The sequence below is a fragment of the Agarivorans sp. TSD2052 genome (assembly GCF_023238625.1).
Taxonomy (GTDB): Bacteria; Pseudomonadota; Gammaproteobacteria; order Enterobacterales; family Celerinatantimonadaceae; genus Agarivorans.
On record NZ_CP096670.1, the window covers coordinates 4484846 to 4510451 of the forward strand.

27 protein-coding genes are annotated in these 25606 nt (G+C 43.8%); 14 read left to right on the forward strand and 13 right to left on the reverse strand.

Going from position 1 to position 25606, the window contains the following annotated elements:
* The first annotated feature begins 90 nt into the window (after nucleotides 1-90).
* The 3 genes from M0C34_RS20575 to ptuB are packed head-to-tail and all read left to right on the forward strand — an operon-like array spanning nucleotide 91 to nucleotide 3367.
* Nucleotides 91-1014, forward strand: coding sequence for a retron St85 family RNA-directed DNA polymerase (locus M0C34_RS20575; protein WP_248713515.1), 924 nt, complete (start codon nucleotides 91-93; stop codon nucleotides 1012-1014).
* Nucleotides 1007-2695 carry a retron Ec78 anti-phage system effector ATPase PtuA gene (gene ptuA / locus M0C34_RS20580; RefSeq protein WP_248713516.1) on the forward strand — a complete coding sequence of 563 codons (1689 nt, stop codon included), beginning with the start codon at nucleotides 1007-1009 and terminating at the stop codon, nucleotides 2693-2695. The genes M0C34_RS20575 and ptuA overlap by 8 nt, the downstream gene beginning before the upstream one ends.
* Nucleotides 2696-2698: 3 nt before the next feature.
* Nucleotides 2699-3367 carry a retron Ec78 anti-phage system effector HNH endonuclease PtuB gene (gene ptuB / locus M0C34_RS20585; RefSeq protein ID WP_248713517.1) on the forward strand — a complete coding sequence of 223 codons (669 nt, stop codon included), beginning with the start codon at nucleotides 2699-2701 and terminating at the stop codon, nucleotides 3365-3367.
* Nucleotides 3368-3410: 43 nt separating this feature from the next.
* On the opposite strand, the gene M0C34_RS20590 is transcribed toward ptuB, so the two are convergent.
* The 4 genes from M0C34_RS20590 to M0C34_RS20605 all read right to left on the reverse strand — a co-directional run bounded on the left by M0C34_RS20590 (nucleotide 3411) and on the right by M0C34_RS20605 (nucleotide 7695).
* Nucleotides 3411-4532, reverse strand: coding sequence for a helix-turn-helix domain-containing protein (locus tag M0C34_RS20590; protein ID WP_248713518.1), 1122 nt, complete (start codon nucleotides 4530-4532; stop codon nucleotides 3411-3413).
* A 2-nt stretch (nucleotides 4533-4534) separates the two neighbouring features.
* Nucleotides 4535-5215, reverse strand: a complete 681-nt coding sequence (locus M0C34_RS20595) for a hypothetical protein (RefSeq protein ID WP_248713519.1) — start codon at nucleotides 5213-5215, stop codon at nucleotides 4535-4537.
* Nucleotides 5216-5507: 292 nt separating this feature from the next.
* Nucleotides 5508-7472 (reverse strand): DUF2075 domain-containing protein, encoded by a 1965-nt coding sequence (locus M0C34_RS20600; protein WP_248713520.1) that lies wholly within the window; start codon nucleotides 7470-7472, stop codon nucleotides 5508-5510.
* The gene (locus M0C34_RS20605) at nucleotides 7462-7695 is read right to left on the reverse strand and encodes a helix-turn-helix domain-containing protein (protein ID WP_248713521.1); all 234 of its coding nucleotides are present in this window, start codon (nucleotides 7693-7695) and stop codon (nucleotides 7462-7464) included. Before M0C34_RS20605 ends, M0C34_RS20600 begins: the two co-directional genes overlap by 11 nt.
* 404 nt (nucleotides 7696-8099) lie before the next feature.
* Here M0C34_RS20605 and M0C34_RS20610 point away from each other — a divergent pair, with 404 nt between their 5' ends.
* Entirely contained in the window at nucleotides 8100-8864 is a 765-nt protein-coding gene (locus M0C34_RS20610) for an endonuclease (protein ID WP_248713522.1), read from the forward strand.
* 88 nt (nucleotides 8865-8952) lie between these two features.
* Here the strand turns inward: M0C34_RS20610 and M0C34_RS20615 are convergent, their stop codons facing one another.
* The 4 genes from M0C34_RS20615 to M0C34_RS20630 form a co-directional block, all read right to left on the reverse strand.
* Complete coding sequence (locus M0C34_RS20615) at nucleotides 8953-9945, reverse strand: ABC transporter substrate-binding protein (protein ID WP_248713523.1); 993 nt, start codon at nucleotides 9943-9945, stop codon at nucleotides 8953-8955.
* 76 nt (nucleotides 9946-10021) lie between these two features.
* On the reverse strand, nucleotides 10022-11002 hold the full coding sequence (locus M0C34_RS20620; protein WP_248713524.1) for a glutathione S-transferase family protein: 981 nt from the start codon (nucleotides 11000-11002) through the stop codon (nucleotides 10022-10024).
* A 28-nt stretch (nucleotides 11003-11030) separates the two neighbouring features.
* The gene (locus tag M0C34_RS20625; protein ID WP_248713525.1) at nucleotides 11031-11873 is read right to left on the reverse strand and encodes a pirin family protein; all 843 of its coding nucleotides are present in this window, start codon (nucleotides 11871-11873) and stop codon (nucleotides 11031-11033) included.
* Nucleotides 11874-11882: 9 nt separating this feature from the next.
* Nucleotides 11883-12266, reverse strand: a complete 384-nt coding sequence (locus M0C34_RS20630) for a DoxX family protein (RefSeq protein ID WP_248713526.1) — start codon at nucleotides 12264-12266, stop codon at nucleotides 11883-11885.
* Nucleotides 12267-12380: 114 nt separating this feature from the next.
* Between M0C34_RS20630 and M0C34_RS20635 the strand changes: the two genes are divergently transcribed.
* From M0C34_RS20635 to M0C34_RS20650, 4 genes are all read left to right on the forward strand, one after another.
* Nucleotides 12381-13358, forward strand: a complete 978-nt coding sequence (locus M0C34_RS20635) for a LysR family transcriptional regulator (protein WP_248713527.1) — start codon at nucleotides 12381-12383, stop codon at nucleotides 13356-13358.
* A gap of 186 nt (nucleotides 13359-13544) precedes the next feature.
* Complete coding sequence (locus tag M0C34_RS20640) at nucleotides 13545-14480, forward strand: SPFH domain-containing protein (protein WP_248713528.1); 936 nt, start codon at nucleotides 13545-13547, stop codon at nucleotides 14478-14480.
* Between the two features lie 3 nt (nucleotides 14481-14483).
* On the forward strand, nucleotides 14484-14942 hold the full coding sequence (locus M0C34_RS20645) for an NfeD family protein (RefSeq protein ID WP_248713529.1): 459 nt from the start codon (nucleotides 14484-14486) through the stop codon (nucleotides 14940-14942).
* A gap of 118 nt (nucleotides 14943-15060) precedes the next feature.
* Nucleotides 15061-15555 carry an LEA/WHy family protein gene (locus M0C34_RS20650; RefSeq protein WP_248713530.1) on the forward strand — a complete coding sequence of 165 codons (495 nt, stop codon included), beginning with the start codon at nucleotides 15061-15063 and terminating at the stop codon, nucleotides 15553-15555.
* Here M0C34_RS20650 and M0C34_RS20655 read toward each other — a convergent pair.
* Nucleotides 15530-15817, reverse strand: coding sequence for a peptidylprolyl isomerase (locus M0C34_RS20655; RefSeq protein WP_248713531.1), 288 nt, complete (start codon nucleotides 15815-15817; stop codon nucleotides 15530-15532). The two genes, M0C34_RS20650 and M0C34_RS20655, sit on opposite strands and share 26 nt — an antisense overlap.
* Nucleotides 15818-16003: 186 nt before the next feature.
* Between M0C34_RS20655 and M0C34_RS20660 the strand changes: the two genes are divergently transcribed.
* Entirely contained in the window at nucleotides 16004-17302 is a 1299-nt protein-coding gene (locus M0C34_RS20660; RefSeq protein WP_248713532.1) for a GGDEF domain-containing protein, read from the forward strand.
* Here M0C34_RS20660 and ung read toward each other — a convergent pair whose 3' ends face one another.
* Both ung and ppk2 read right to left on the reverse strand, forming a co-directional pair.
* Nucleotides 17303-17962: a uracil-DNA glycosylase gene (ung, locus tag M0C34_RS20665; RefSeq protein WP_248713533.1), complete on the reverse strand. Its 660-nt coding sequence runs from the start codon at nucleotides 17960-17962 to the stop codon at nucleotides 17303-17305.
* A 73-nt stretch (nucleotides 17963-18035) separates the two neighbouring features.
* Nucleotides 18036-18815, reverse strand: coding sequence for a polyphosphate kinase 2 (gene ppk2, locus M0C34_RS20670; protein ID WP_248713534.1), 780 nt, complete (start codon nucleotides 18813-18815; stop codon nucleotides 18036-18038).
* Between the two features lie 254 nt (nucleotides 18816-19069).
* Here ppk2 and gmk point away from each other — a divergent pair, with 254 nt between their 5' ends.
* The 5 genes from gmk to M0C34_RS20695 all read left to right on the forward strand — a co-directional run bounded on the left by gmk (nucleotide 19070) and on the right by M0C34_RS20695 (nucleotide 24731).
* Nucleotides 19070-19696: a guanylate kinase gene (gene gmk, locus M0C34_RS20675; RefSeq protein WP_248713535.1), complete on the forward strand. Its 627-nt coding sequence runs from the start codon at nucleotides 19070-19072 to the stop codon at nucleotides 19694-19696.
* Nucleotides 19697-19769: 73 nt separating this feature from the next.
* Nucleotides 19770-20045, forward strand: coding sequence for a DNA-directed RNA polymerase subunit omega (rpoZ, locus tag M0C34_RS20680; RefSeq protein WP_248713536.1), 276 nt, complete (start codon nucleotides 19770-19772; stop codon nucleotides 20043-20045).
* A 104-nt stretch (nucleotides 20046-20149) separates the two neighbouring features.
* A complete protein-coding gene (gene spoT / locus M0C34_RS20685; RefSeq protein ID WP_248713537.1) occupies nucleotides 20150-22261 on the forward strand; it encodes a bifunctional GTP diphosphokinase/guanosine-3',5'-bis pyrophosphate 3'-pyrophosphohydrolase in 2112 nt (703 codons plus the stop codon).
* Nucleotides 22262-22275: 14 nt separating this feature from the next.
* On the forward strand, nucleotides 22276-22989 hold the full coding sequence (trmH, locus tag M0C34_RS20690; protein WP_248713538.1) for a tRNA (guanosine(18)-2'-O)-methyltransferase TrmH: 714 nt from the start codon (nucleotides 22276-22278) through the stop codon (nucleotides 22987-22989).
* Between the two features lie 122 nt (nucleotides 22990-23111).
* Nucleotides 23112-24731 carry a methyl-accepting chemotaxis protein gene (locus M0C34_RS20695; RefSeq protein ID WP_248713539.1) on the forward strand — a complete coding sequence of 540 codons (1620 nt, stop codon included), beginning with the start codon at nucleotides 23112-23114 and terminating at the stop codon, nucleotides 24729-24731.
* A 22-nt stretch (nucleotides 24732-24753) separates the two neighbouring features.
* Here M0C34_RS20695 and M0C34_RS20700 read toward each other — a convergent pair whose 3' ends face one another.
* Nucleotides 24754-25011, reverse strand: coding sequence for a hypothetical protein (locus M0C34_RS20700; RefSeq protein ID WP_248713540.1), 258 nt, complete (start codon nucleotides 25009-25011; stop codon nucleotides 24754-24756).
* A 39-nt stretch (nucleotides 25012-25050) separates the two neighbouring features.
* Nucleotides 25051-25482: an HIT domain-containing protein gene (locus M0C34_RS20705; RefSeq protein WP_248713541.1), complete on the reverse strand. Its 432-nt coding sequence runs from the start codon at nucleotides 25480-25482 to the stop codon at nucleotides 25051-25053.
* Nucleotides 25483-25606 lie beyond the last annotated feature (124 nt).

Sequence of the window (25606 nt, forward strand, 5' to 3'; positions counted from 1 at the left end):
CCTCCTTTAGGATGCGTACATCTCGCACTCTTTAGTAAAGAGTTAAGCTCAAGGTGTTTTACCACACCTTGAGCTTTTTAACGGAAAACTATGAGTATCATTAGCCAGATAGCACAAACCTTAAAGAAACCTGAGTACGTGATAGAAGATATTCTATTCATCGCTCCAATGAGATATAAAATCTACTATATCCCTAAACGAACTCACGGCTTTAGACAAATAGCCCAACCATCAAAAGAATTAAAAGAATGCCAGAGGGCATTTCTTAGGTTTTGTAACCTCCCCACTCACAATTGCGCTATGGCCTATAGAGAAGGCTTAAGTATCAAAGAAAATGCCATTGCACATAAAAACCAAGCATACTTGCTCAAGCTAGATTTCGAAAACTTCTTCAACAGCATAACTCCTAATATCTTTTGGCACACATGGGAATTAACAGGTGCAGAGCTACCAACTAAAGATAATCAACAATGGATTGAAAAGCTGCTTTTTTGGAATCTAGAAGATAAGCTCGTTTTAAGCGTGGGAGCCCCTAGCTCACCTTCTGTATCCAATTTTTGTGTGCTTATATTCGATCAAATGTTACAAGACCAGTGTCAAAGTTTGGGAATAAAGTACACTCGCTATGCCGATGATTTAACCTTCTCTACCAATGAGAAAGATATACTTTTCCAAATCCCAGAAAGTGTAGAAAATATTTTGTCCAAATGCTTTAACGGAAATTTAAGATTAAATAAAGGTAAAACTATTTTTTCGTCCAAAGCCCATAATCGTCACGTAACCGGAATTACCATTACTAATAGTGGAAAGATATCTTTAGGTCGTAGTAAGAAAAGATATATAAAACATAAAGTTCATCAATTCTCTCTTGAGCTGCTAAATAACCACGAAGTAATGCACTTAAAAGGGTTGATGGCTTATGCTCGTCATATTGAACCAAGTTTTTATGAGTCTCTTATAAGAAAGTACTCAAAAGAACTAATAGAACGTATTTTTGAGGTCCCAAATGAGTAGAGAAGCTAAGATAAACAATGAAATAGCATTACTTGAAAGAAGCTTTAAGGCAGGATCTATTTCATCTGGATTTAAGCTTTATGAGATGTATGACAATGGTGTCTTCGAAAAAAATTCTGATGGCAATATAATTTGCATCCTAGATAAGAGCCCAAAAATAGCTCATACATATTTACTAGATTGTAGACAATCACTTAATGATAATGAAAAAAATAACAGGCTTCATGTATCTCGATTAACTTTATCGGACTTCAGAAAATTCAAAACACTCAAAGTAAAGCTGAATAAAAACCTAACTGTTATTATTGGTGATAATGGTGCAGGTAAAACGACCATTATTGACGGCATAACAAAATCTTTAAGTTGGCTTAGTGCAAACATTCTCAAAAAAGGGGGAGCTGGCCTTCGTGTTACAGATTATGATGTAAATATTGATTCAATGAGCTTTGCTGAAGTTACCTTACAGACAAGCCTAAATAAAAACAGTCAATATTCAGTATCTTTATACAAAACAGCCAAAGGTGCTAAAGAAGCAAAAAAAAGTGAACTAGAGGCGTTCGAAGAATTAGGTGGACTATATAGAGTAGTAGATAATTACAATCGCACAAATAATAAAAGTGAGATTAATCTGCCACTTATTGTTAGCTATTCAGTGAACAGAACCAATATTAAGTCTAATAAAACCTTTGACTTAGAAAAAATCACCTCAGTTAAAATAGGCTCTAAGTATGATGCTTATGAGAATAAATCAATTGATGGCACTGGTAACTTTGATGAATTTTCTGAATGGTTTTTAGCTCTACACAATCTCTCAGGCGAAGATTTAAGCGTTCGCTTACACAGTGCAAAAAAACGACTTGATGCACTGAAAGCTGTAGGAGCGGATAAAGACACTAGTGAGATTTTTGAATTATACACTACCGCTAAAGAAGAGTATGAACATCTCCAAAACGATTATGACAGTCGTAAATCTCACATAAAGAACCTTCACTTTGTAAAAAGCGCAATACTTTCAACAGTACCTGGCTTTACAGACATTTTTATTGAAAAAAACCCTGACTCAGGGAGGGCAGAGCTAAAAGTAACTGTAGACGGGAGGAATATTAATATATTTCAAACTTCACAAGGGCAGCATGTCTTTATATCTATGATTGCAGATATCGCAAGGAAATTAGTTGCGTTAAATCCTAATATGGAGAACCCTTTACATGGCCAAGGAATAGTACTGATCGATGAGATTGAACTTCACTTACATCCTAAGTGGCAACAAAATATAGTCAATGTATTAGTAACCACATTCCCAAACATTCAATTTATAGTTACAACTCATAGCCCACAAGTCCTATCGACTGTCGATAAATCTTCTATTAGGCACTTTATTACAGATGAGAATGGTAATGTCCATTGCCCACCACCTAGGTTTCAAACGAAAGGGGTTAGAAGTGCTGATATCCTCGCTGAAATAATGGGGACAAATTCAATTCCAGATGTAGAGGAAGCTCGTAAAGTTGATAAGTTTTCAGAATTCTTATTAGATAATCAGAAAGATAAAGCAACGGAACTACTTAAAGAGCTTGAACAACATTTTGGTTCCGACCACCCTGTCATTCGAGATTGCCAGAGCAAATTAGACGTATTCGAAATGAAGGAAAGGATTAACCTCAAGAGAAAAGAGGGTTAATAAGTGAAGAAGTTAGATCGCAATCTGGCGGAAAAGCCCATATTTCTCAATAATATATCTCACACCACACACACTTGGAAGAATATGACCAAATCTAGGAAGAAAAGTGTGTGGAAAGAGCTAGGGAAATTCCAAAATAAGCTCTGCGTTTATTGTGAATCCGAAGCAGAAAAAGGAACTCATACAGGCCATATCGAGCATTTTTTCGACAAAAGCACTCATGTTCATCTAACTTTTGATTGGAGCAACTTATTCGGATGTTGCGCTTCAAGACTTCATTGTGGTCATTACAAAGATCAAGTTCTCCCTGGAGGAGTTAGGCGAACCTATAACACAAGCTTATTAATTAAGCCTGACACTGAAGATCCAGAAGATTACTTACAGTTCTTACCGAGTGGTAAAATTGAGAGCAAAAATGGCTTAGATGCTCTCTCTGAACAAAAAGCGAGTGAAACAATTAAGGCGTTAAACCTTGACGATTCATCATTGGAACGCTCACGAGAGCAGCAGATAACTCGATTTCAATCAAAAGTAACCACAGCTCTAAACTTCATCGACACTGGAGATGAAGAAACTATAGCTTTAGCAATGATTGAATACAGAAATATAGAACAAGAAGCCAAGTCCGCCTCACATAGAACAGCAATAAAACAAGCCGTGATCTGGATATAGTCAATTAATTCAGTGAGTTGATTAAAGATATCAACTCACTATTCTATTTGACTAAAGAAAGACTAGCTCTATATGGTTGATCTCCAATCTGTGTGTTTTGGCTAACTAAAGATAAGCTAAAGAATGGATTATTGAATGTTAAATTCGAAATTTCATCTAATGGGAGAAATAGCTCATTACAGATATCTACACGACGATAACCTTTGTCTTTTAAAGATATAAATACTTTTTCAAGTAAAAGAGATTTCTCACGTTGCTCTAAACCTTCAGGCTCACATGAGCGATACCCCTCTTTAGTTGCACTAATTGTAAGCTGTCGATATTGCCATTCAGTTAAACAACTCAGATCGTAAAGGCGCCTAATCATAGCCATCGCAGATACATTCCAATTTTTCTTAAGAGCAAGGATATCTTTAAGCGCAGCGTTAGCATTGGGACGTACTTTTGCTAGAACACTACCCCTTGGCATCAGAAAAGCAGAAGCAAATCGGTCAGCCTCTAACTCAGCCTCTCTACCCTTATTTTGACAACCATGCTTATGTAAAATAAGGTGAGCAAGCTCATGCGCAGCATCAAAACGGCTCCTTTCTGGAGTTTTAAACTGATTTAAAACAACAAAGGGCCTATCCCCTTTCCAAAAAGAAAACGCATCCACCTCTTTACAATCTTCTGACAATGAAAAAACTCTAACTCCCTTTGACTCCAGCAAGTGAATCATATTTTTAACTGAAAGCTCACCTAACGCCCATACATTGCGAAGCTCCATTGCTGCAACTTCAGGGTCATTACGATTATCATGAGAGTAGTCTGGCAATTGAACCTTAGGTAAATTTTTAAACTTACTATCAATCCACTCTGATAACTCTAAGGCATTTACACTAGCAGCTTCCGTAGCTAGCTTTAGCCGACTAGACAACTTAGTTACTGCCCTGAAGCTAATTGATTCAGGGTCAATTGTTTCTGAAATGGCTTTATAGAAGAACTCAACTGGATACCCTAAGGCTATAGCGAACTTCTGTATCATTTCGTCTTGGAGCTCGAATTGAGGCTGACTACTTTCATAGATAGAAACTGTTTTCGAGCTAATACCTATCAAATCAGCAAATGCTTTTTTTGTTAGCTTCCGACGTTCTCGGGCTTGTTTTAATCTAGTGGGGATATACATTTTTAGTTCATTGAAATATCTAAATCGATATCATCAGAGAAGCCATCAGTAGCACTCTCATCAGTATCAATAATGAGGCCAGAATTGAAGTCGGACATATCTATCATGAAACGTTTACTAAATCCATTAACGAAACCTTTTTGAGAACAAAAAACCGGTTTCGATAGCTCCGCTTTGATATCCAACCCTTCCGATTTTTTCTCAGCATTAAGCAATAAAAACCACACATCAAATGGGCAATTATTCAGAGAGTAGTCTGGAAGGTCTTCAGGAAACATATCTATCTGGCTAATATCAGATGTTATCAGCCCAAAGAACTCTTGAGACCTTGGCCCTTTAGCTCTCATTGTTGAAGGGTATCCGCTAGATATACCAGCTTGCTCATCACCTCTACAAATGTGAATCGCAAACTTATTATCACTATTTGCCGTCAATTCGATGTTATGTGGAGCTTCCTTCTTAAATCCAAGAGATTTCAAGCTCTGACGCAATGCAAGTGTTGCTTTAGCAGTTATTGTATAACCTCTGTATCCCGCAGGCTCATCTGATGTCGTACTATTAAATGCAATGACAGCCTCACTTACCGCGTGCTTAATATGGTCTATCGAAACTCCCTTTTCCTGAAGAAAAGAATCAAGGGCACCCATGTCACTACTAATAATTTGATTGTCTATGTTCTGCATTCTAAGTCCCGACTTTCATTCACTTCCTTTATTTTAACCTCATTTGAGGTTAAAATAAAGGAAGTGAATGTGATTTTCTAAAAAATATCATTGCATAAAATCAATTGGTGACAGGAATGGTGACAAAAAACCAAAAATTACAAACATAAACTATTTAAAACAATAGTTTAAATCAAAATTACGCATTCAGATCCAGAACTTAGAATAATACTTTGAAGCACTAAGTAACCGTCTTGATAGGATGAAAAGGCTATGCTTTTAGATTCTAACCTAGCTTCATCAACACTGGGATTCAATTCAACTCTAAAAAACCACAAGCTAACAAGTACTGATAAGTATCGGCATAATACTGAGTTGAACGAGTAGGATCCGCATCGTTGCCTTCAGGTATATAAATAACCATACCTTGACGCGCTCTAGTCAATAACACCCTGTAGGCATTTTCCAGATAACGTTTATCTTCAATCTTTTTACGTTGCTGCCATTTGGTACCTTTAAATTTCCAATGTTCAAAGGTAGAACCGTTATAGCGAAAATCAGCATCCCAGCCAACTAAGCACCAATCTAGCTCTAACCCTTGGATATCAAACTCAGTAGCAGTGTCTTCTAAAAAATGGCAAGAGCGAATATCATCCTGTGGATTCAGAAACCATGCCACCGGGTCGAAGCGATTTTTGACAAAAATCCCATCAGGCTTTAAACGGATTCCATTTGAAGAAGCAAGCATACCTTGGCTCTCCAATCCTCGAGACTTGCTCTTTAACCATGCCTTTGCCAGCGTTAAATCCCGGGTAATATAGAGCGGATATTGCTCATGCAGTGATTCAGAAATAGCTACGGCTTTATCAATTTCACCGCCAATGACAAAATGTACAAAGCTAGACAATGTTTCAGCACGAAATGAACGCATTGAGGTAGCTAGATGCAAACTAGGTAATTGCTTAACTTGTTCTAAATTCTCCTGCGAGACACCGTTGGATATGTATTCACCTGATAGTAATTGCTCTGAACAATACACATGCCAATGACTAAACCTATTCTTTAAGGCTTCAAGCCAACCAGCGAGTCCTGCTTCGCCGGTATTGATTTCTTGCCCACCACCAATCAAAGCAATGATAACCGCCCAGTCATCATGGCGATCCATAACCTCGATAAGAAATGCTGGTTCCGACTTATCAAAATCATCTAGCTTGCGCTTTGATTTCATAAACTTGGATGCTTGCTCAGCATTCCAAGCCCTTTGCGCTTCATCAAAAATAACGACCTGCTCAGGCGGCTTGCTGCCATCAAGGGCTTGGTCTCTAAATCGATGTATATTTTGAATGAACTGCGAGGTTTGCCTGCGAGCGCTGGCTTTAGTTTCTCCGCTGCTACTGGCTTTATCGATGGCAAGAGCCTCTTGTAAAACCGTAACCAGTGGCCCATTACCACTGAGGAATACGGCATACTCGTTATCCTCTGGCCGTGAATGCTTATTCGCGATATTCAATCCGACCAAGGTTTTACCCGCTCCGGGAACACCAGTAACAAAGCAAATTACCTTTTGCTTGTTGAGTCTAGCTTCGTGGATTACTTCTAATAATTTGTCACTTGTTACGCCAAGATTGGTTACGTCAGCCTCTGTTTTTGCAATATCCTCAACAGCATGTTGAGCATACAATGCCTGCGCAGCCTCGATAATTGTCGGTGTTGGCAGGTATCCACTCGCAGCCCAATCGCAAGCATCAAAGGTAGGGGCATTACACTGTTGCGCAATGTCATCCACCAATGCGGCGATACCTTTACCATTAGTTAAAAGAGGTTTTGCTACTAAATCGCCCGCGAGAGCCAATTGGTTTGAGCCAATACTTGATTGCGTAGCAATAAGGATCGGGATGATTGGTTTGTTATGACTGCCGCGATGAAAATTCTTAAGGTCAAGTGCATAGCTATGTGCTTGCCGCTTATCAGCCTGCTGATACTTTAAGGTGCCAATCTTAAATTCCAACGCAAACACCACACCTCGGTAACACAAGACGACATCTGCGCGCTTGCCCATGCGCGGGATCATAAACTCAAAAAAGATGTGCCCTGCAGGTTCAGTGAGCATCTTAAATTCTTGTTGTAACAGCTCAACTTGAGACAGCCAAGCTCCTGTTTGTTCGTGCACCAGCTGCTGCGTATGGTTTGCAGTAAGCGCGCCAATGATGCTGTTATTACTGGCAGACATAAAATCAACCAGCTCAGCGCTATAAAATGCGCGGCAGCTACTCATCATTAGTCTTTAATTCAAATGCCAGTAGTGATGCTGGCGTCACCTTAAGTGCGTCAGCCAGTTTAAAGATGTTGAGTAAACTAAGATTGCGCACCCCACGCTCTATGCCGCTGATATAGGTACGGTCTAGGCCGCTAGTTGCAGAAAGCTCTTCTTGGCTGATACCTATATCTAGGCGAATCTGGCGTACATGCGCACCAAAAGAGGTAAGAATTGATGTGTTCACGCTGGTAACTCATTGAACTATAGAGAACAACATAATCACTACCTGTAGCTTTTACGTCCACGGACTATGAGTCACATCCCCTAAAAGCTCAAAACACTTTCTACCTTGCTTAACCCGCTAGATACATGCTGCGAATGAACATAGATAACTCACCGCTCCCTATAGATAAAAAATTGATAGAAGGTATGCAAATGCTTTTACGAGGCACAACCTATTTCTAATGACCTCAAATGACCGCTAAAACCCAAGCTTAAAAAGCGCTTAAATGCTCAATCGACTTTTTCATTTACAACTACAAACCCACACCCCACTACTGATGATTAGCGCAGTTGATTGGCAGGTGATAAGTTCGCTGCACCTGATTGAATATCGCTGTAACTAGGGCGCTTTCCCGCTTATTTATCATGTATTTAAAACACAAGCTAAACAGCCTACTAGGCTGTGTATTATCGCTTTGTCTTGGCGTTGCTCCTGTCGCCTTGGCCAGTGGCAACCAAACCATCGAGTCGTTTTCTACCGCCAAGCGCTTATTACTACAACAGGTATATGTTGAGCCCAATGAGCGTAAAACGCTGTACTGCGAAGCAAGCTTTGATGAAAAGAAAAACCTGCATTTAAACAGCGGCTTTGCCACCAGCAAATATAAAAATCGCTTGGCCCGCTATGAAACCGAGCACGTCGTACCCGCCGAAAACTTTGGCCGCAGCTTTAGTGAGTGGCGAGACGGCCACCCCAGCTGTGTTAACAGCAAAGGTAAGGCCTATAAAGGGCGGCGTTGCGCCGAAAAGGTAAATAGCGAATATCGCTTAATGCAGGCCGACATGTATAACTTGTACCCAGCCATTGGGGCAGTAAATGCAGCGCGTTCTAACTATAACTTCACCATGCTAAGCACCCATAAATCTAGCTTTGGCAGTTGTGATATGCGTATAGAAAGCCGCAAAGTACAGCCGCCAGAAGTGGCGCGCGGCCCTATTGCCCGTAGCTATTTGTATATGGATGCCACCTACCCACGCTTTACTATGAGCAAAAGCCAACGCCAACTAATGTTAGCCTGGGACAAGCAATACCCGGTCACTCGGCAAGAGTGCCTAAGAGCCGAGCGAATTGAGCGCAGCCAAAAAAACCGCCAACAGATAGTGAGTGAGCGCTGCTCACATTTAAAGTAAGGGCGCAGCCCCCGCCACAATATGGTCGAGACTATCGCCGAAAGACAGAGAGCCAAACGGCATCGCTAACTATTAGCCGGTGTTGGCATTAGTCTACATAGGTGGCTTTGTCGGCGATATTTTGAGGGAGCGTTATATTATAACGCTCAAGTTGTGAGCGGCTAAATAGGTAGCGGCCTTTATCTGCGGTTTTAGGCCCCAGTGAACGAGGCACCACATCGGTGGTAAGAATGGTATGCGCCATCTCGGCGGCTAAGCGGCCTTGCTCAAAGCCAAATAACACCATGCCACCAATGGTTTTGTTTTTGCCAACGGCAAACTCCCAAAAACCAAAGGGAGGAATAGCGGTGTTTTCCGACGACCAAGCAATCACTTGTTCGGCATCTACATGCTTATTACTATCATCGCGAAGGGTGTGATAAAGGCCAAAGGCGACCGCATCAAAGCCCTCATCTTGCAGTGTTAGCACGGTGTTTTGCCACTCAGACCAACTTTTTATCAGCTTTAACTGAACATCAATACCAGAGATACGTATTTCTGTTTCGCCAGAAAAGGTTTCTTGCAGAACATTTTTAGCGGTCACGCTATCATCTAGCATGACTAAAATGCGTTTAGGTGCTGGGCTGACTAGCTCAGCAATATTAGACACCGAGCGTTTAATCAGCGGCCGCTCTAACACGCCAGTAATGTTTTTTCGTTTGTGTACATGATAGGCGCGCGGGTTGTTGTTTATGCCTAAATACACCACGGGGAGTCTGCTTTTAGCAAAACGTTTGCCTAGGTAGCGCAGTGCATTGTCGTCTCCCAAAATCACCAAGTCGGGCTTAATATCTAAGTGGTGTTGCCACGCCATTTCTGCTCTGCTGCGATGCCGATTGATGGGTAAGCGCTTGGTATCCATTTGAAAGTATTCTAGTTGATACCCCTCTTTCAACACCGATTCAATACCCTTACGATAGCTAATGTCCCACGCATATTCAGCGTGATAGCTTTCAATTACCAACACTGTTTGGGTGGCAAAAACGGGCCAAGCGCATAACAATGCGCTAATACCAAGTAACTGACTAAAAAATTTATGCACTGTTGCACTTAGTTCATCTAGGGGTAACTAAAGTATAGCGAATGCCGAGCGACTAACTCGGCCTTTTATCACGTAATTAGGATAAGTATTCTCGCCCGTGTGCCGCAGACAATGGCAATAGCGGTCCCACGGGTACTACACCGGTTGGGTTAATCATGGTGTGGCTTTGGTAATAGTGCTGCTTGATATGCGCAAAGTTGACCGTTTCAGCAATACCCTCTACTTGGTAAAGCTCTAGCATGTAGCCATGTAAATGGGGGTAATCCACTATTCGGCGCAGGTTACATTTAAAGTGACCAACATATACGGCATCAAAACGGATCAGCGTGGTGAAGAGTCGCCAATCGGCTTCGGTGAGTTGCGAACCGGTAAGGTAGCGCTGCTTACTTAATCGCAGTTCTAAGTCATCAAGCGTAGCAAATAATGGCACCAGTGCTTCTTCATAAGCGTCTTGGTTAGTAGCAAAGCCGGCACGATACACCCCATTATTTACCGTGTCATAAATGCGCTGGTTAAGGGGGTCTATCTCTTCACGAAGCCACTCTGGGTAGTAATCCCCCGCTTTAGCACCCATCTCATCAAAGGCTGAATTAAACATTCGGATTATGTCGGCTGATTCATTCGACACAATGGTTTGCTGGTGTTTATCCCACAATATTGGCACCGTAACTCTGCCGCTATAGTTAGCATTAGCGGCGGTATACACCTGATGTAAATACTCAGCTTGGTTGATGGGATCGCTCACTACACCTTCGCCGGGGGCAAACGTCCAGCCGTGTTCACCCATAAACCAATGCACCACCGAGTAATCAATCATCTCTTCTAAGCCTTTAAGCTTGCGAAAAATCATGGTGCGATTAGCCCAAGGGCAAGCATGCGAGATATACAGATGATAACGGCCAGTTTCGGCTTTAAAGCCAGGTTTGCCGGTTGGCCCGGCACTGCCATCGGCGGTGACCCAGTTACGAAACTGCGCTTCGCTGCGCACAAAACGCCCCTTGTTTTGTTTGGTTTCGTACCATTTATCTTGCCACTTGCCTTCTACTAACAAACCCATTGCTTGCTCCTCATTGCCTAAATAGACACTAAAACTTGTTATTCTGAAAATCATCAAATGCTTGCAACACTTCTTCGCGAGTATTCATCACGAAAGGGCCACCCCAAGCAATTGGCTCGTTGATCGGCTCACCGCTTACTACGAGTACTCGGCTAGCATGGCCACTTTGCAAGTGCAGGGTATCACCCTCGCTTAGCACGCCTAGGTGATAAGCACTTAGGGTTTGCGCGTTGCCTGCCACCGCGACCTCGCCCTCAATCACATAGACAAAGCCATGATGATGGGTGGGTAAATCAAGGCTTAAATCAGCCCCAGCCACTAAGCTAATATCGAGATAGGTAGCGGCGGTTTTCTCGGTTTGCACTGCGCCTTTTAAGCCATTAGCGAGTTCACCGGCCACCACTCTTATTACGTTGCCTTGGCTGTCTTCGCTCACCGGTATTTGCTCGGCGCTGCATTCTTGATAACCCGGCGCCGACATTTTGTGTTCAGCGGCTAAGTTCACCCATAACTGAAAGCCTTTCATTAAGCCATCTTGTTGCTCGGGCATTTCTGAATGAATAACGCCTTTACCTGCGTTCATCCATTGCACGCCACCCGCTTCAATCACACTTTCGTGGCCGGCATTATCTTTATGGCGCATTCTGCCATTAAGAATATAGGTCACCGTTTGAAAGCCGCGGTGAGGATGCTCAGGAAAACCCGCCATATAATCTTGCGGTTTATCTGATTCAAAGCAATCTAGCATTAAGAAGGGATCTAAACTGGGGAGTTGAGTATTCCCTAACATGCGGGTTAACTTAACCCCGGCGCCGTCGCTAGTGGCCTGACCGGCCACCACCTTGAGCAATTGTCGTGTTTGCTTAACCATTACAGCCTCCTATGCGCGGCGGTTATCTAGTGAGAACGCACCCGCACCATGCGCGACTAATAATAAGAAACCACCAGCAATCGAGACGTTTTTCATAAACATAATCATCTGCATTTGATCGCTTGGGTTGAAGTGAAATAACACTGCCGACACCAGACTAAAGCCTGCCAGTAAAAAGGCCACTAAACGGGTTTGCCAACCTACAACAATGGCAATACCGCCCACCAGCTCAAGGGCTATCACTAACGGCAATAACATGCCCGGTACGCCCATCGCTTCCATATAACCTTGCGTGCCAGCGTAGCCGCCAATTTTGCTGTAACCAGACATAATAAACATAAATGCTAGCAGTAAGCGGGCTAAGGGTTGAGCAAGTAGTTGTAGTTGTTTCATGATTTTTTCCTTGGTTTATATTTTATAAATTGGGTCAAACGTTGACTATGTGACTAGCTTAATCGCAGCCAAACCAACAATAAACCGTGCATATGGCAAATGATTGTTTCTATAATGGCAACAATAGAGAGTGAATGTAGCGGGTATTACGGGGCGGAGATGGGCCAGTTAGAAGAGATGCAGATTTTTGTGCGGGTAGTAGAAGCGGGCAGTATTAGCCGCGCCGCCGAGCAATTGGGTATGGCCAAGTCGGTAGTTAGCCGACGTTTAGCCGGCTTAGAAGCCCGCTTAGGCTGCAGCCTAATACAGCGCACCACCCGCCGTTTAAGCCTGAACGACAACGGCCAACGCTTTTATCAACGCTGCTTAGGCATTCTTGATGAAGTAAACATGCTTAACCAAGAAGCCAGTACTCAAAGCGATGCCTTAACGGGTACTTTGCATGTGGCCATGCCGCTTTCGTTTGGTTTAAACCACCTAAACTCAGCCTTTGATGCCTTTATGCAATTACACCCGCAACTGCGCTTAAAGCTCAGCCTGTCCGACAGCCAACATGATTTAGTGGCCGAAGGCATTGATGTAGCCCTGCGGATTGCCGATCTTAAAGACTCTAGCTTAAAAGCCCGCAAAATCACCCCGATTAATTTTGTATTGGTAGCGTCACCACAGTATTTACAACAACATGGCCAACCTAAGCAGCCACACGATCTCACCCAGCACCAGATCCTGCATTATGCTAATTTAGCCACCCCTTCATGGCGGCTTAAAGACGCAGCAGGGCAGATTCATCAAGTGCAGTATCAACCCCACATTAGCGCCAATAATGGGGAGTTTTTAAGGGATATGTCGATCGCCGGACACGGTATTAGCTTATGCCCCACCTTCATCGCATGGCGAGCAATAGCGACTGGCTCGCTTGAGTTAGTATTACCGCAGTACCAGATCCCTAATTTGCATGCTTGGGCGGTATACCCCAATACGCGTTATTTGCCACAGCGCACTCGGCGGCTAATTGATTTTTTATGTGAGCGATTTGGCGATAACCCCTATTGGGATCAGGCTTTAAACCAGCATTTAGCACACACAAATTAGCGGCGGCCGTTGCTTTATGTCGCGCTTTACAACGGCAATCACCAAACTGTCAAAAAGCCCTGTATTCTCAGTACTTTTTGTGTTTATCTTGCAGCTATTAATAAGTTATAAACTATCTAATTAAACCTAGGTAACGAACCACTCGCGAGCCACCCATTTAATTTTGTCACTGGTAAGGAAAGTAACATGCCTATCGTTTTTGATTATCTACTCACCGTGCAAGTCGCGCTGTTAATTTTTGCGTTATTTGTACTGAAATCATCTATAAAGTTTGTCCCACAAAATGAAGCTTGGGTTATCGAGCGTTTTGGTAAATACCAATCAACCAAAGAAGCTGGGCTTAACTTTCTGATCCCTATGATTGACCAAGTGTCAGCGAGACGTTCGTTAAAAGAACAAGCTTTTGATATTCCAAGCCAAGCTGCCATTACTAAAGACAACATCTCACTCACGGTAGACGGCGTATTGTATTTTCGAGTATTAGAACCTTACAAAGCCACCTATGGTGTTGAAGACTACGTATTCGCGGTTACCCAATTAGCGCAAACCACCATGCGTTCAGAAATTGGTAAAATTGAGTTAGACAAAACCTTTGAAGAACGCGATACCTTAAACGCAGAGATTGTGAATTCAATTAATGAAGCGTCAGCCTCTTGGGGTGTGGCCGTAATGCGTTACGAGATTAAAGATATTACTCCGCCAGCGTCTATTATGGATGCCATGGAGTCGCAAATGCGCGCCGAGCGCGAACGTCGCGCTAAAATTCTTGAATCTGAAGGTGAAAAAGCCGCAGCCATTAATATTGCCGAAGGTCAGAAGCAATCACGGGTACTCGCCGCTGAAGCTGAAAAACAAGAGCAAGTATTAGCCGCAGAAGGTGAGGCCGAAGCCTTGGTGGCCGTGGCGAATGCCCAAGCCGAAGCAATTAGTACCATTGGTGCATCAGCCGCTACGCCTGAAGGTCAAAAAGCGATTCAACTTGATTTAGCCACCAAAGCGATTGAAGCTAAACATGCCATTGCTAAAGAGTCGAGCGTAGTATTGCTACCCGACAGCGGTACTGAAGCGGGCGCTTTAGTGGCACAAGCAACCTCTATCTTAAATGCATTTAATAAAGGCTAAGTGATGGGCGAACTATTCACCAATTATATTCCGCAAACCCTGGTCACCTTAGGGATAATCCTGCTTACGATAGAAGTGGTGCTAATTGGTTTTGCCACATTTATCTTATTTTTTGTTGGTTTATCGTTGGTATTAACCGGTTCACTGGTGTGGTTAGAGATACTGCCTGATAGTTGGAACGCTATCTTATTAGCCAACGCCATTGCCACCTCGGTGATTGCCGCCGTATTGTGGAAACCGATGCGTAAATTACAAAATCACTCTGACACTAAAAAAGTGACCAGCGATTTTGATGGGCACCGTTTTTTCTGCAAGCAAGACATCGATAAACGCGGCCAAACTAGCTATAAACATTCAGGGATCAGTTGGGTGTTAAAAAGCGACATGCCAATTGCCGCCGATACAGAAGTAGAAGTAGTAAAAGTAGAAGTCGGCACGTTTTGGGTTAAAGCGGTCGACTAACTCTTTGGCTTGGTGTGAGTTTTTCAGCTTGCACCAAGCTAGCCCTTCAAATAATGCAAAGCCCGTATGATTGTGCTTAACTAAAGCCAGTTAACCCATACAGCGGTAGAGCAACCCCATGAGAAACCCAATGCGTAATGGCCTGTTGGTGCTGGCACTATTAATACTAAGCGCCTGTAGTAGTCTTGTGCCAAATGACCCGCCTAAGGTCAACCTGGTATCGGTGATGCCCATTGCAGGTGACGGCCTAGCCCCTAGTTTTGCGATAAACCTGCGTGTAGTAAACCCAAACAAACAAGCCCTGAGCCTAGCCGGTGCGGTGTATTCACTGTCATTAAACGGCCATGAAGTGGTAAATGGCGCCACCACCGACCTACCAGAAGTACCCGGTTATGGCGAAGCCAGCTTTACCTTGCCAGCCCAAGCCAATTTAATTGCTACCTTTCGCTTGTTGGGCTCTTTGGTACAACTAAAAAGCCCCGAGCTAGATTACCAAGTAGACGTAAAGCTAGATGTTGGTAGCTTATGGCCAGCCATTAAGCTTAGCGAGAAAGGTAACTTTAAACTTGAGGATTTAGGCGAGCAACTTAGTTCCAGCGTTCAAGCACTTTAATTAAGTGATAACCAAACTGCGTTTTTACTGGCCCTATAACTTCATTTAAGGGGCCAGTGAACACCGCTTTATCAAAGCTTTTTACCATTTCACCCTTACTAAACTCTCCCAAATCGCCGCCTTGTTTTGCCGAAGGGCAACGAGAAAAGCGCGCGGCCATGGCTTCAAAAGAAGAGCCTTTATGCAGTTTTTCTAATATTTCATCTGCTTTCTTTTCTGAACTAACAATAATGTGCTGCGCACGTGCCTTAGCTTTGGCCATGTTATCCTCTCGTTGATTAAAAGCACCGCTATACTAACACTAAGTGTTACAAACTAATGTTTGGTCACAGTAACGCTCAAAAGCATAAACAAATAGCACTCTAGCCCCATTAGCTCACATTTTTTTAATGCACATAACGGTATTATTTTTTCACCTGAATTATATTTTTACGCAGAGAGAGGTTAAATGAAACAACAAGCAAACTATTTATCCTGGCTGCGTAACCTCTTAATCTTTGGCACTTTACTGGTACTGTGTATCACTCCATGGCTTCCTACTAAAAAACTGGTACTGTATCCGCGTAGCGATATGTTGATTGACCTGTTTGCTGACCGCAACAGCGGCGGAAACTCGTTCGCTTATTGGCTAACCGGCAAAAAAGCATTTGCCTGTGACTTAGCCGAAAGTTCCGCGCCAGTAAGGTATTGCGGCGTTAGCATCAAATACCACTCTTTGGCCAACGACCAACCGGGCGACCCCTATACCCACCTGCGCAATATCGACCTGAGTGACTATTATCAAATTAATGTAGATATTGAATACCAAGGCCCTAATGATGAATTACGTTTTTTTATGCGCGGCTCTGACTCCACCAGCGGCAAAAACTTATCCAATGCCAAATTCATGTTTACTTACTTTAAAGATCAAGAGTTAGGCCAAGCCGCCAGCGCCCAGCTAAATCAATTTTCCATTCCTGCTTGGTGGTTAGATAAGTTCTATCAGTCGCGAGAAGACTTCAGGTTAGATTTTTCAAACATTAAAGAGATCTCCTTTGATATCCCCTCTAACGCCAGTGATGCGCTGTATAAAATAACCTTAAATAAGATTGAAGCCGAGGGGCAGTGGGTCAGTAAACAAACACTGTATGGCAGCATCATTGCGGTATGGTCGTGCTATTTTATGGCAGTGTTAGCTCGCTATATCTACCAACAAAAAAGACGCTTAACCCAATCTATTCGCACCTTAGAACACGATGTAGATGAACTTAAAGTCACCGCCACAATTGACCAACTAACCGGTGTATTTAATCGTCGCGGCTTACTCGATAAGCTAGAAGAAAAACCTCTCACCGAAGACAATCACTACTTATTTGTCTTCGATATTGACCATTTTAAATTGATTAACGATAGCTATGGCCACAACAACGGCGACGAAGTATTACGCTTTTTTGCCCGACAACTTAGCTCGGCCATTCGCGGCCAAGACTTGTTTGCTCGCTGGGGAGGCGAAGAATTTATATTGCTATCACAACACCAACATGAAGTGGATGCTTTTAGCTTTGCCGAGCGTTTACGCGAGTTAATTTATCAACAAGATTTTTTACTGTCGAGTAAGGGCAAACAACAACACATTAAATTAAGCATGAGCGTTGGCCTAACCAAAATAGACAAAGAAGAAGCCTTTAATACTGCCTTTAATCGAGCCGACCACGCCCTCTACCAAGCGAAAGACAGTGGCCGAAACCGTTCTAAGTTAGCCGGTTAGTTACACCTGCCAGTTGATTGCTTTCTTACCTTGCTGAGTGAGCAATTGGTTGGTTTGTGAAAAGTGACCACAGCCAAAAAAGCCGCGATGGGCCGATAACGGCGAGGGATGCGCAGCACCTAATATATGATGTTTGTTGGCATCTATCACTAAGCCTTTCTTTTGGGCATGCGCCCCCCACAGTAAAAAAACAATACCTTGGCAGTGCTGGTTAATTTGTTTTATGACCGCGTCAGTATATTGCTCCCAGCCATATTTAGCGTGAGAATGCGCCTTAGCGTGCTCAACCGTTAATACGGTATTAAGCAGCAATACCCCTTGCTCTGCCCAGGCGCTCAAATTGCCATGCTGAGGGACAGTAAAACCGGCCACATCGCTGGCTAACTCTTTGTATATATTACGGAGCGAGGGCGGAATTTTTACCCCTTCAGGCACACTAAAACTCAAGCCGTGAGCTTGCCCCTCTCCGTGGTAAGGATCCTGCCCCAATATCACCACCTTTAATTGGTCAACGGGGGTGACGTCAAAGGCGGCAAATACTTGCTGAGTGGGCGGGTAAATCGATTTACCGGCTTGTCGCTGCTGCGCAACCGTTGCGTTTAATTGCTTAAAATAATCTTGTTGCTGCTCATCTGCTAACAAGCTTTGCCAAGTATCCACCTTTGTCCACCGCTTAGTATTGTCTGTATATAAGAGCGGCCATTATATACTTGGCCGCGCTAATCAGCGTGATTTAATACAGCTCTGGCACAAAGCTTTGTTCGTGCATCGGTACCCTTACATAATCTTTTTTATGGATCGGCGGTAAGGTGATCTCAGGATGGGCTAAATCTTGATAGTCTATTTGCGTTAAAAAATGGCTAATGCAGTTTAAGCGCGCACACTTTTTGTCATCAGAGTTCACCACCCACCAAGGCGAGTGCTTGGTATCGGTATAAGCGAACATTTCATCTTTAGCTTGTGAATACTCCACCCAACGCGAACGCGACTCTAAGTCCATAGGGCTGAACTTCCAGCGTTTAATCGGGTTATTTATCCGCTCTAAAAAGCGCTTCTCTTGTTCTTCATCGGACACTGAAAACCAGTATTTAATCAAAATAATGCCAGAGCGGATCAGCATGCGTTCAAACTCGGGACAAGCGCGAAGAAAATCTTGGTGCTGTTCTTCGCTACAAAAGCCCATTACTTTTTCGACTCCTGCTCGGTTATACCAAGAGCGGTCAAATAGCACTATCTCACCTGCGGCTGGAAGGTGGGTAACATAGCGCTGAAAATACCATTGGGTTTTCTCACGTTCGTTAGGGGCGGGTAAGGCCGCGATGCGGCAAACCCTAGGGTTAAGCTTTTCTGCAATGCGTTTTATCACACCGCCTTTGCCGGCGGCATCGCGGCCTTCAAAAATAACCACAACTTTCAATTCTTTGGCCACCACCCAACGTTGCAATTTCACCAGCTCAGTTTGTAATTCTGCTAAGCGCTTTTCATAAGATTTCTTATCAATTTTCCCAGCCATAAACGAACTCACCTTTAATGTTGATAAGCGCCCTGCACGGCGGCGCCAAAAATAATCAAAAACCTATTAATACAATAACTTAACCATAGCAACCCTAAACAGTTTCGCCAGTAATTATTGTGACCCCAAGCTTAAGCATAGTAAAAACTGACGCCCCAGATTGGCGCTGTGCCAATTTTCCTAACTGTGACGCTTTAAAAAAAACCATAAAATGGTAACCTTGGGCGCCTTTATACATCTGCTAAGAATTCAACATGGCAATTACAGGCACTTTATATATCGTCTCGGCGCCCAGCGGCGCGGGCAAATCAAGCATGATCAATGCTTATCTATCACGCCATCGCGCCTACCCAGCCCAAGTGTCTGTTTCACATACCACTCGCCCAGCTCGTCCAGGTGAGATTGACGGTAACCATTATCATTTTGTTAGCCATGATGAGTTTAAACGCCTGATCGCTGAGCAAGCCTTTTTTGAATATGCCGAAGTATTTGGCAACTTTTATGGCACCTCGCGCTACACCATCGAGAAAACCTTAGCCGACGGTATTGATGTATTTTTAGATATTGATTGGCAAGGCGCACGTCAGGTGAAAGCCATGATGCCAGAGGCTGTATCGGTATTTATTTTGCCGCCGAGTCGCGAAGAATTAGAGAATCGCTTACACATGCGTGGTCAAGATAGCCCTGATGTTATCGAAAAACGTATGAATGAAGCAGAAAGCGAGATGTCTCACTATAATGAGTACGATTACCTGATAATAAATGGTAACTTTGATGAAGCGCTAAGCGAACTCACCGCGATAATCACAGGGCAACGATTACAAACCCGTCAGCAAGCGGCTAAACACAAAGCCTTGCTTGGCGATCTTTTATCGAAATAATCGCGTTAAGTTCTAGCTAATTGTCATTAGATCGGCTAGGATCTTGCGTCATTTTTAGTCAACGGAGCTGTGCATGGCACGAGTAACAGTAGAAGATGCAGTAGAACAGGTCGGCAACCGCTTTGACCTTGTCCTTATCGCCGCACGTCGCGCGCGTCAGATCGCAGTAGAAGGCAAAGAGCCTCTAGTTGAAGTAGATAACGACAAACCAACCGTTATCGCTTTGCGTGAAATTGAAGAAGGTTTGATCACCACCGAAACCATGGATGCTCAAGACCGTCAAGAACGTCAGGAACGTGAAGCCGCCGAATTGGCTGCAGTTGCCGCTATCGCTGATAAACGCATTTAATTCGCTCCCGTCTATAAAATTACCGTGCTGGGTTTACTCTGCACGGTAAAACTTCCATAATCCAATCTACTCTATTTCTGTTTCCTCCGCTGATGAGGTAATGCTTGTACCTATTCGAAAGCCTACGAGAGCTAGCCTCTAGTTACTTAAGTGAAGAACACGTAAACCTATTACGTGATGCCTATATATTGGGTAAAGAAGCCCATGAAGGTCAGTTCCGCTCTAGCGGTGAGCCCTATATTACCCATCCCTTAGCGGTAGCCAGTATTTTAGCGGCAACAAAACTCGACCATCAAACGCTAGCGGCGGCAATACTGCACGATACCATCGAAGATACTCCGGTCACCTACGAACAATTAGCTGAGCAATTTGGTACTGAGATTGCTGATTTAGTTGAGGGTGTCAGTAAGCTCGATAAAATTAAATTTCGTGATAAAAAAGAAGCGCAAGTAGAAAACTTTCGCAAAATGATGATGGCGATGGTGCAAGACATTCGCGTTATCTTGATTAAGCTAGCCGACCGTACGCATAACATGCGTACCCTTGGCTCATTACGCCCCGATAAACGCCGCCGTATTGCCCGCGAAACCTTAGAAATTTATGCCCCTATCGCAAACCGTTTGGGCATTCATAGCATCAAAAATGAGCTAGAAGAGCTAGGGTTTGAAGCGCTGTATCCCATGCGCCACCGGGTACTAAAAGAATCGGTGAAAAATGCCCGCGGTAATCGTAAAGAGCTGATCAACGGTATTCATCAAGAGCTGCAAGGGCGTATCGAAGAAGCGGGCATTGTGGCTGACGTAAGCGGCCGCGAGAAAAACCTCTACAGCATCTACAAAAAAATGGTCAACAAAGAGCTGCAATTCCATGAAGTGATGGATATTTACGCTTTTCGTATCATTGTAGACAAGCTCGATACTTGTTATCGCGCCTTAGGCTTAAGTCATAGCTTGTATAAACCCCGTCCGGGCCGCTTTAAAGACTATGTAGCCATTCCTAAGGCTAACGGCTACCAAAGCTTGCATACCTCATTGGTAGGCCCTCATGGGGTGCCTGTGGAAGTGCAGATCCGCACTGAGCACATGGATCAAATGGCTGACAAAGGTGTCGCGGCACACTGGTCTTACAAACAAACAGACGATAGCCACGGCACTACCGCTCAAATTCGTGCCCAACGTTGGATGCAAAGCTTATTAGAGCTACAGCAAAGTGCTGGCTCATCATTTGAATTCATCGAAAACGTTAAAACCGATTTATTCCCCGATGAAATTTATGTATTTACCCCAGAAGGTAAAATTATTGAATTAGCCGCAGGCGCAACCCCCGTTGATTTCGCCTATGCGGTGCACACCGACGTTGGCCACGCTTGCGTAGGTGCTCGAGTTAATCGCCACCCGTTTCCGCTGAGTAAAGCGCTAAGTAACGGTCAAACCATTGAAGTGATTACTGCGCCCGGCGCCAGACCCAATGCCGCTTGGTTAAACTTTGTGGTCACCGGCAAAGCCCGCGGAAAAATTCGTCAATTGCTTAAAAACCAACGTCGCGAAGAGTCAGTAAACTTAGGCCGTCGTTTGCTTAACCATGCCTTAGGTAGCGTGAAGCTAAAAGATATTGCCCAAGAAAACCTCGAGCAGGTAATCAACGATCTTAAAGCCGAATCATTAGATGACTTGCTGGCCGATGTAGGCTTAGGTAATGCCATGAGCATTGTGGTTGCACGCCGCTTATTAGGTAATGCCGATGAGCTTAACCAACCCGAAGGCTCCGCTAACATCGCCATTCAAGGGGCTGATGGTTTATTGCTAACCTACGCCAATTGTTGTCGCCCCATCCCTGGCGACCCAGTGGTTGCGCATATTAGTCAAGGCAAAGGCTTAGTGGTGCACCTAGAAGCCTGTAAAAACATCTCCGGTTATCAAAAAGAACCCGATCGCTACATCAATGTTGATTGGTCTAAAGAAGCCGATAAAGAAGCTGAATACAAAACAGAAATGCGGATCGACATGGTAAACCACCAAGGTATTTTGGCGAGTTTAACCAATGTTGTGGCCTCTACCGGCGCGAACATAGTGAATATTGTTACCGAAGAAAAAGAAGGTCGGGTATATACCGTAGACTTATTGGTCACCACACACAGCCGTATTCATCTTGCCAATATCATGCGAAAAATCCGCGTAATGCCAGAGGTATTACGGGTAGTTCGCCTAAGAAATTAATTTACGAGAACCACATGACACCAGAACGCCATCAACGTATTCGAGCAATGCTAGACGCCCGCCAAACAGATTTAACCGTTTGTATGGAGAATGTACATAAACCTCACAATCTGTCGGCGATCGTTCGAACCTGTGATGCTGTTGGCGTAGACCACGTACATGCAGTGTGGGAAAACTACAAAGATGAGTTGCGCCGTGGCACTGCCACTGGTAGCCAAAACTGGGTGAAAGTGCATAATCACGAAAAAATCGAAGATGCTGTAGCCAGCTTACGCAATAGCGGCATGCAAATCTTGGCCACTAATCTATCCGATAGCGCCATCGATTTTCGCGAGGTGGATTACACCAAACCCACCGCTATTTTAATGGGGCAAGAGAAACATGGTATTTCAGATACCGCCTTAGCCTTAGCCGATCAAGACATTATTATCCCCATGGTAGGCATGGTGCAATCGCTTAACGTTTCCGTAGCCAGTGCGCTGATTTTATATGAAGCACAACGCCAACGACAAAATGCTGGCATGTACCAACCGCCATGTAAAGTGAGCCCTGAAGAACAAAACCGCATTTTATTTGAAGGCGGCCACCCTATATTTGCCGAAGCCTGTAAGCGCAAAGGTTTGCCTATTCCACAGATCGATGAGCACGGCCAAATTATTGCCGATGACAGCTGGTGGGAGAAAATGCAAATGAGCAAAGAGGCTTGGGATCATATTGATGATGAGTAAATGATTTAAATTACAGCTTTTACTTTAATTTTAGTTTAAAGCGGCAGCTATCTTGATCTGAATTAAGCCCAAAATATCAATTTTATCTGAACATAGTTTCACTAAATTAAAGAAGTGAAATCATGTTCAGTAAAATTAGAATCCCCCAACTATTCTTGTTAAGTGCGGCCCTCGTGTTATTTGTTGTTTGCTTGCAAGCTTGGAACAATACCCAACAGATCAAACAAACTCTCTATCAAGGCTACCAAACACAACTGGATACCAACCTAGATATCGCCACCAGCTTAGTGGCCCACTACCAACAGCAACAAGACCAACTAGGACAAGAAAAAGCCCAGCAGCTAGCGCTAGAAGCACTTGCCCAATTGCGTTATCAAGGCAATGAGTATTTCTGGGTAAACGACTTAGATCTCAAGCTACTGATGCATCCAATTCGCCCTAACAGCATTGGCCGCGACATGAGCCAAGTACGTGATGCCAATGGCTTGGCTCACTGGCAAGCAATGCGCGACACCGTAAGAAAAAGCGGTGAGGGTGCGGTGCAATATCACTTTTTGCACCCGCAAACTCAGGTAATGCACGCTAAGCTTTCTTATGTGAAAAAAGTCGATGATTGGAACTGGATTATTGGTACTGGTGTATACATCGATCGCATAGACCAAGAGCTCAACAGCCTCTATGTATCCACCTTACTACGTTTGCTACTCGCTTGTGGTTTGTTTGGGGTATTAAGCTGGTTGGTAAGCCGTAATTTAGCCAAACAAATGGATCAACTAAGCATCGCCATAGATCGTCTAGGCAAAGGCAATTATAGCCAAGCTATCAAGGTGGATGGAGGTAACGAGTTTTCTGAAATTGGATTGAAATTAGAGAGTTTACGCCAACAAAATCAAGGCTTACTGCAAGACGTGAAAGCCTCAAGTGACAGTTTGCTAGACGCCAACACCGAGCTGGCCAGTGCCACGCAAATTACCCATAGCAATACCCAAAGTCAGTTTAGTGAGATAGACCAAATTGCCTCATCGATGACAGAAATGAATAGCTCTGTAGAAGAGGTGGCGAATAACAGTGCCGAAACAGCAAAAGTATCGATACACGCTTTAAAGATTGCCCAAAAAAACTTACAAGTACAACGCAATACCGTGCACCAATTAGATGACCTGTCGTTACACATGAGTTCAACTAGGCCGGCCATAGAAGAGCTGCGCGAATGCAGTCAAAATATAGGGTCGGTGGTGGATGTCATCAGTGGCATTTCACAGCAAACCAATCTACTGGCCTTAAACGCAGCGATTGAAGCAGCAAGAGCGGGTGAACAAGGGCGAGGTTTTGCCGTGGTGGCCGATGAAGTGAGAAACTTGGCATCACGTACCCAACAATCTACCGAAGAAATCATGCAAACCATTGCCCAGCTGCAACAGGTATCTGAAACCGTAGAAAGCGACCTAGAGAGCACTGCCAAGGGGATAACCCAGCAAGCAGAGCAGGCTAAAGCCAACATCTTACAGATAGAGCAAATTGAGGAACTGGTGGGTGGTTTAGAGCAACGTAACCAGCAAAGTGCCGTGGCGACAGCCCAACAACGCCAAGCCACCGACGAGATTAATCAAAACATACTGACTCTGCGAGATGGCAGCGAAGCCAATGCAGGCGCCGCACTGCAAAACCAACAAGTACATAGCCACCTAAGTGGCGTGGCACAGGCCTTGAGTATACACCTCAAAAACCTGCGTTTTGATTAAACCTAAATTGGCTTAATTAAGCTTACTCGGCAGGGGGAGTATTTCCCTCTGTCTCTTTATATAACTGAAATACGTAGTCATCGGCCCAAGGTGGATTAAATCCCCATAACAACTGCTCGCCAACTTGCTTATCTACCCACAATATTGGGGTTTGTAGAAAACGCGGTACTTCTACCCTGATGCCATTTTCTTCTGCATCGTATAAAGAACTATTGGTATCACATCGTACTAACAGCATCACTACGATGATGAAAAATAAACCACGCCAAAAACCGTCCATTGTTTTTCCTATTGTTATTGTAATGCCGCTTAGCTGCGACTAATTTGCCATTGATTGCCAATACGGCATAAGGGCTTGCTGGATAGCAGCGATTTGTTCTGCCCGTTGCTCGTCAGTGTAAGCTTGGGCGCTAAGCTTACCCCAGATTGGCTGTGGCCATAACGGGTCACTATGAAACCTAACCACATGATGAACATGCAGCTGTGGCACCATATTGCCCAATGCCGCCAAATTCAATTTATCACCCTGATAAATATCCATAATGGCTTTACTCAGCCGTTTTGATTCTCGCCAAAACTGCGCTTGTTGGCAACTATCTAATTGATAAATATCACCAATATCATTAATCATTGGCACTAGTACCAACCAAGGAAATTGGCTGTCATTAATCAACAACACGCGACTAAGCTCAAAATCACCCAGCCAAATACCGTCTTTTTCTAATTGTGGATGTAATACAAAGTCACTCATTGAGCCTCCAAGCTAGGCGAATAGATTTACAACACCAGCATATAGTGGTCGGCGTTTCGCCCGCGAAAAAAAATGCTAGAATGGGCGCAACCATAATTTATGCTGATTTTAATCTCAATAAATA

Coding starts and splice junctions, on each gene's coding strand:
- M0C34_RS20625 (WP_248713525.1), bottom strand. CDS start 11,873: ATGGTTAAGCAAACACGACAATTGCTCAAGGTGGTGGCCGGTCAGGCC.
- M0C34_RS20590 (WP_248713518.1), bottom strand. CDS start 4,532: ATGTATATCCCCACTAGATTAAAACAAGCCCGAGAACGTCGGAAGCTA.
- ptuA (WP_248713516.1), top strand. CDS start 1,007: ATGAGTAGAGAAGCTAAGATAAACAATGAAATAGCATTACTTGAAAGA.
- ppk2 (WP_248713534.1), bottom strand. CDS start 18,815: ATGGCTGGGAAAATTGATAAGAAATCTTATGAAAAGCGCTTAGCAGAA.
- M0C34_RS20650 (WP_248713530.1), top strand. CDS start 15,061: ATGAGAAACCCAATGCGTAATGGCCTGTTGGTGCTGGCACTATTAATA.
- M0C34_RS20595 (WP_248713519.1), bottom strand. CDS start 5,215: ATGCAGAACATAGACAATCAAATTATTAGTAGTGACATGGGTGCCCTT.
- M0C34_RS20630 (WP_248713526.1), bottom strand. CDS start 12,266: ATGAAACAACTACAACTACTTGCTCAACCCTTAGCCCGCTTACTGCTA.
- trmH (WP_248713538.1), top strand. CDS start 22,276: ATGACACCAGAACGCCATCAACGTATTCGAGCAATGCTAGACGCCCGC.
- M0C34_RS20640 (WP_248713528.1), top strand. CDS start 13,545: ATGCCTATCGTTTTTGATTATCTACTCACCGTGCAAGTCGCGCTGTTA.
- M0C34_RS20655 (WP_248713531.1), bottom strand. CDS start 15,817: ATGGCCAAAGCTAAGGCACGTGCGCAGCACATTATTGTTAGTTCAGAA.
- M0C34_RS20700 (WP_248713540.1), bottom strand. CDS start 25,011: ATGGACGGTTTTTGGCGTGGTTTATTTTTCATCATCGTAGTGATGCTG.
- M0C34_RS20695 (WP_248713539.1), top strand. CDS start 23,112: ATGTTCAGTAAAATTAGAATCCCCCAACTATTCTTGTTAAGTGCGGCC.
- M0C34_RS20660 (WP_248713532.1), top strand. CDS start 16,004: ATGAAACAACAAGCAAACTATTTATCCTGGCTGCGTAACCTCTTAATC.
- M0C34_RS20705 (WP_248713541.1), bottom strand. CDS start 25,482: ATGAGTGACTTTGTATTACATCCACAATTAGAAAAAGACGGTATTTGG.
- M0C34_RS20620 (WP_248713524.1), bottom strand. CDS start 11,002: ATGGGTTTGTTAGTAGAAGGCAAGTGGCAAGATAAATGGTACGAAACC.
- M0C34_RS20635 (WP_248713527.1), top strand. CDS start 12,381: ATGGCAACAATAGAGAGTGAATGTAGCGGGTATTACGGGGCGGAGATG.
- rpoZ (WP_248713536.1), top strand. CDS start 19,770: ATGGCACGAGTAACAGTAGAAGATGCAGTAGAACAGGTCGGCAACCGC.
- gmk (WP_248713535.1), top strand. CDS start 19,070: ATGGCAATTACAGGCACTTTATATATCGTCTCGGCGCCCAGCGGCGCG.
- M0C34_RS20600 (WP_248713520.1), bottom strand. CDS start 7,472: ATGATGAGTAGCTGCCGCGCATTTTATAGCGCTGAGCTGGTTGATTTT.
- M0C34_RS20645 (WP_248713529.1), top strand. CDS start 14,484: ATGGGCGAACTATTCACCAATTATATTCCGCAAACCCTGGTCACCTTA.
- M0C34_RS20575 (WP_248713515.1), top strand. CDS start 91: ATGAGTATCATTAGCCAGATAGCACAAACCTTAAAGAAACCTGAGTAC.
- M0C34_RS20610 (WP_248713522.1), top strand. CDS start 8,100: ATGTATTTAAAACACAAGCTAAACAGCCTACTAGGCTGTGTATTATCG.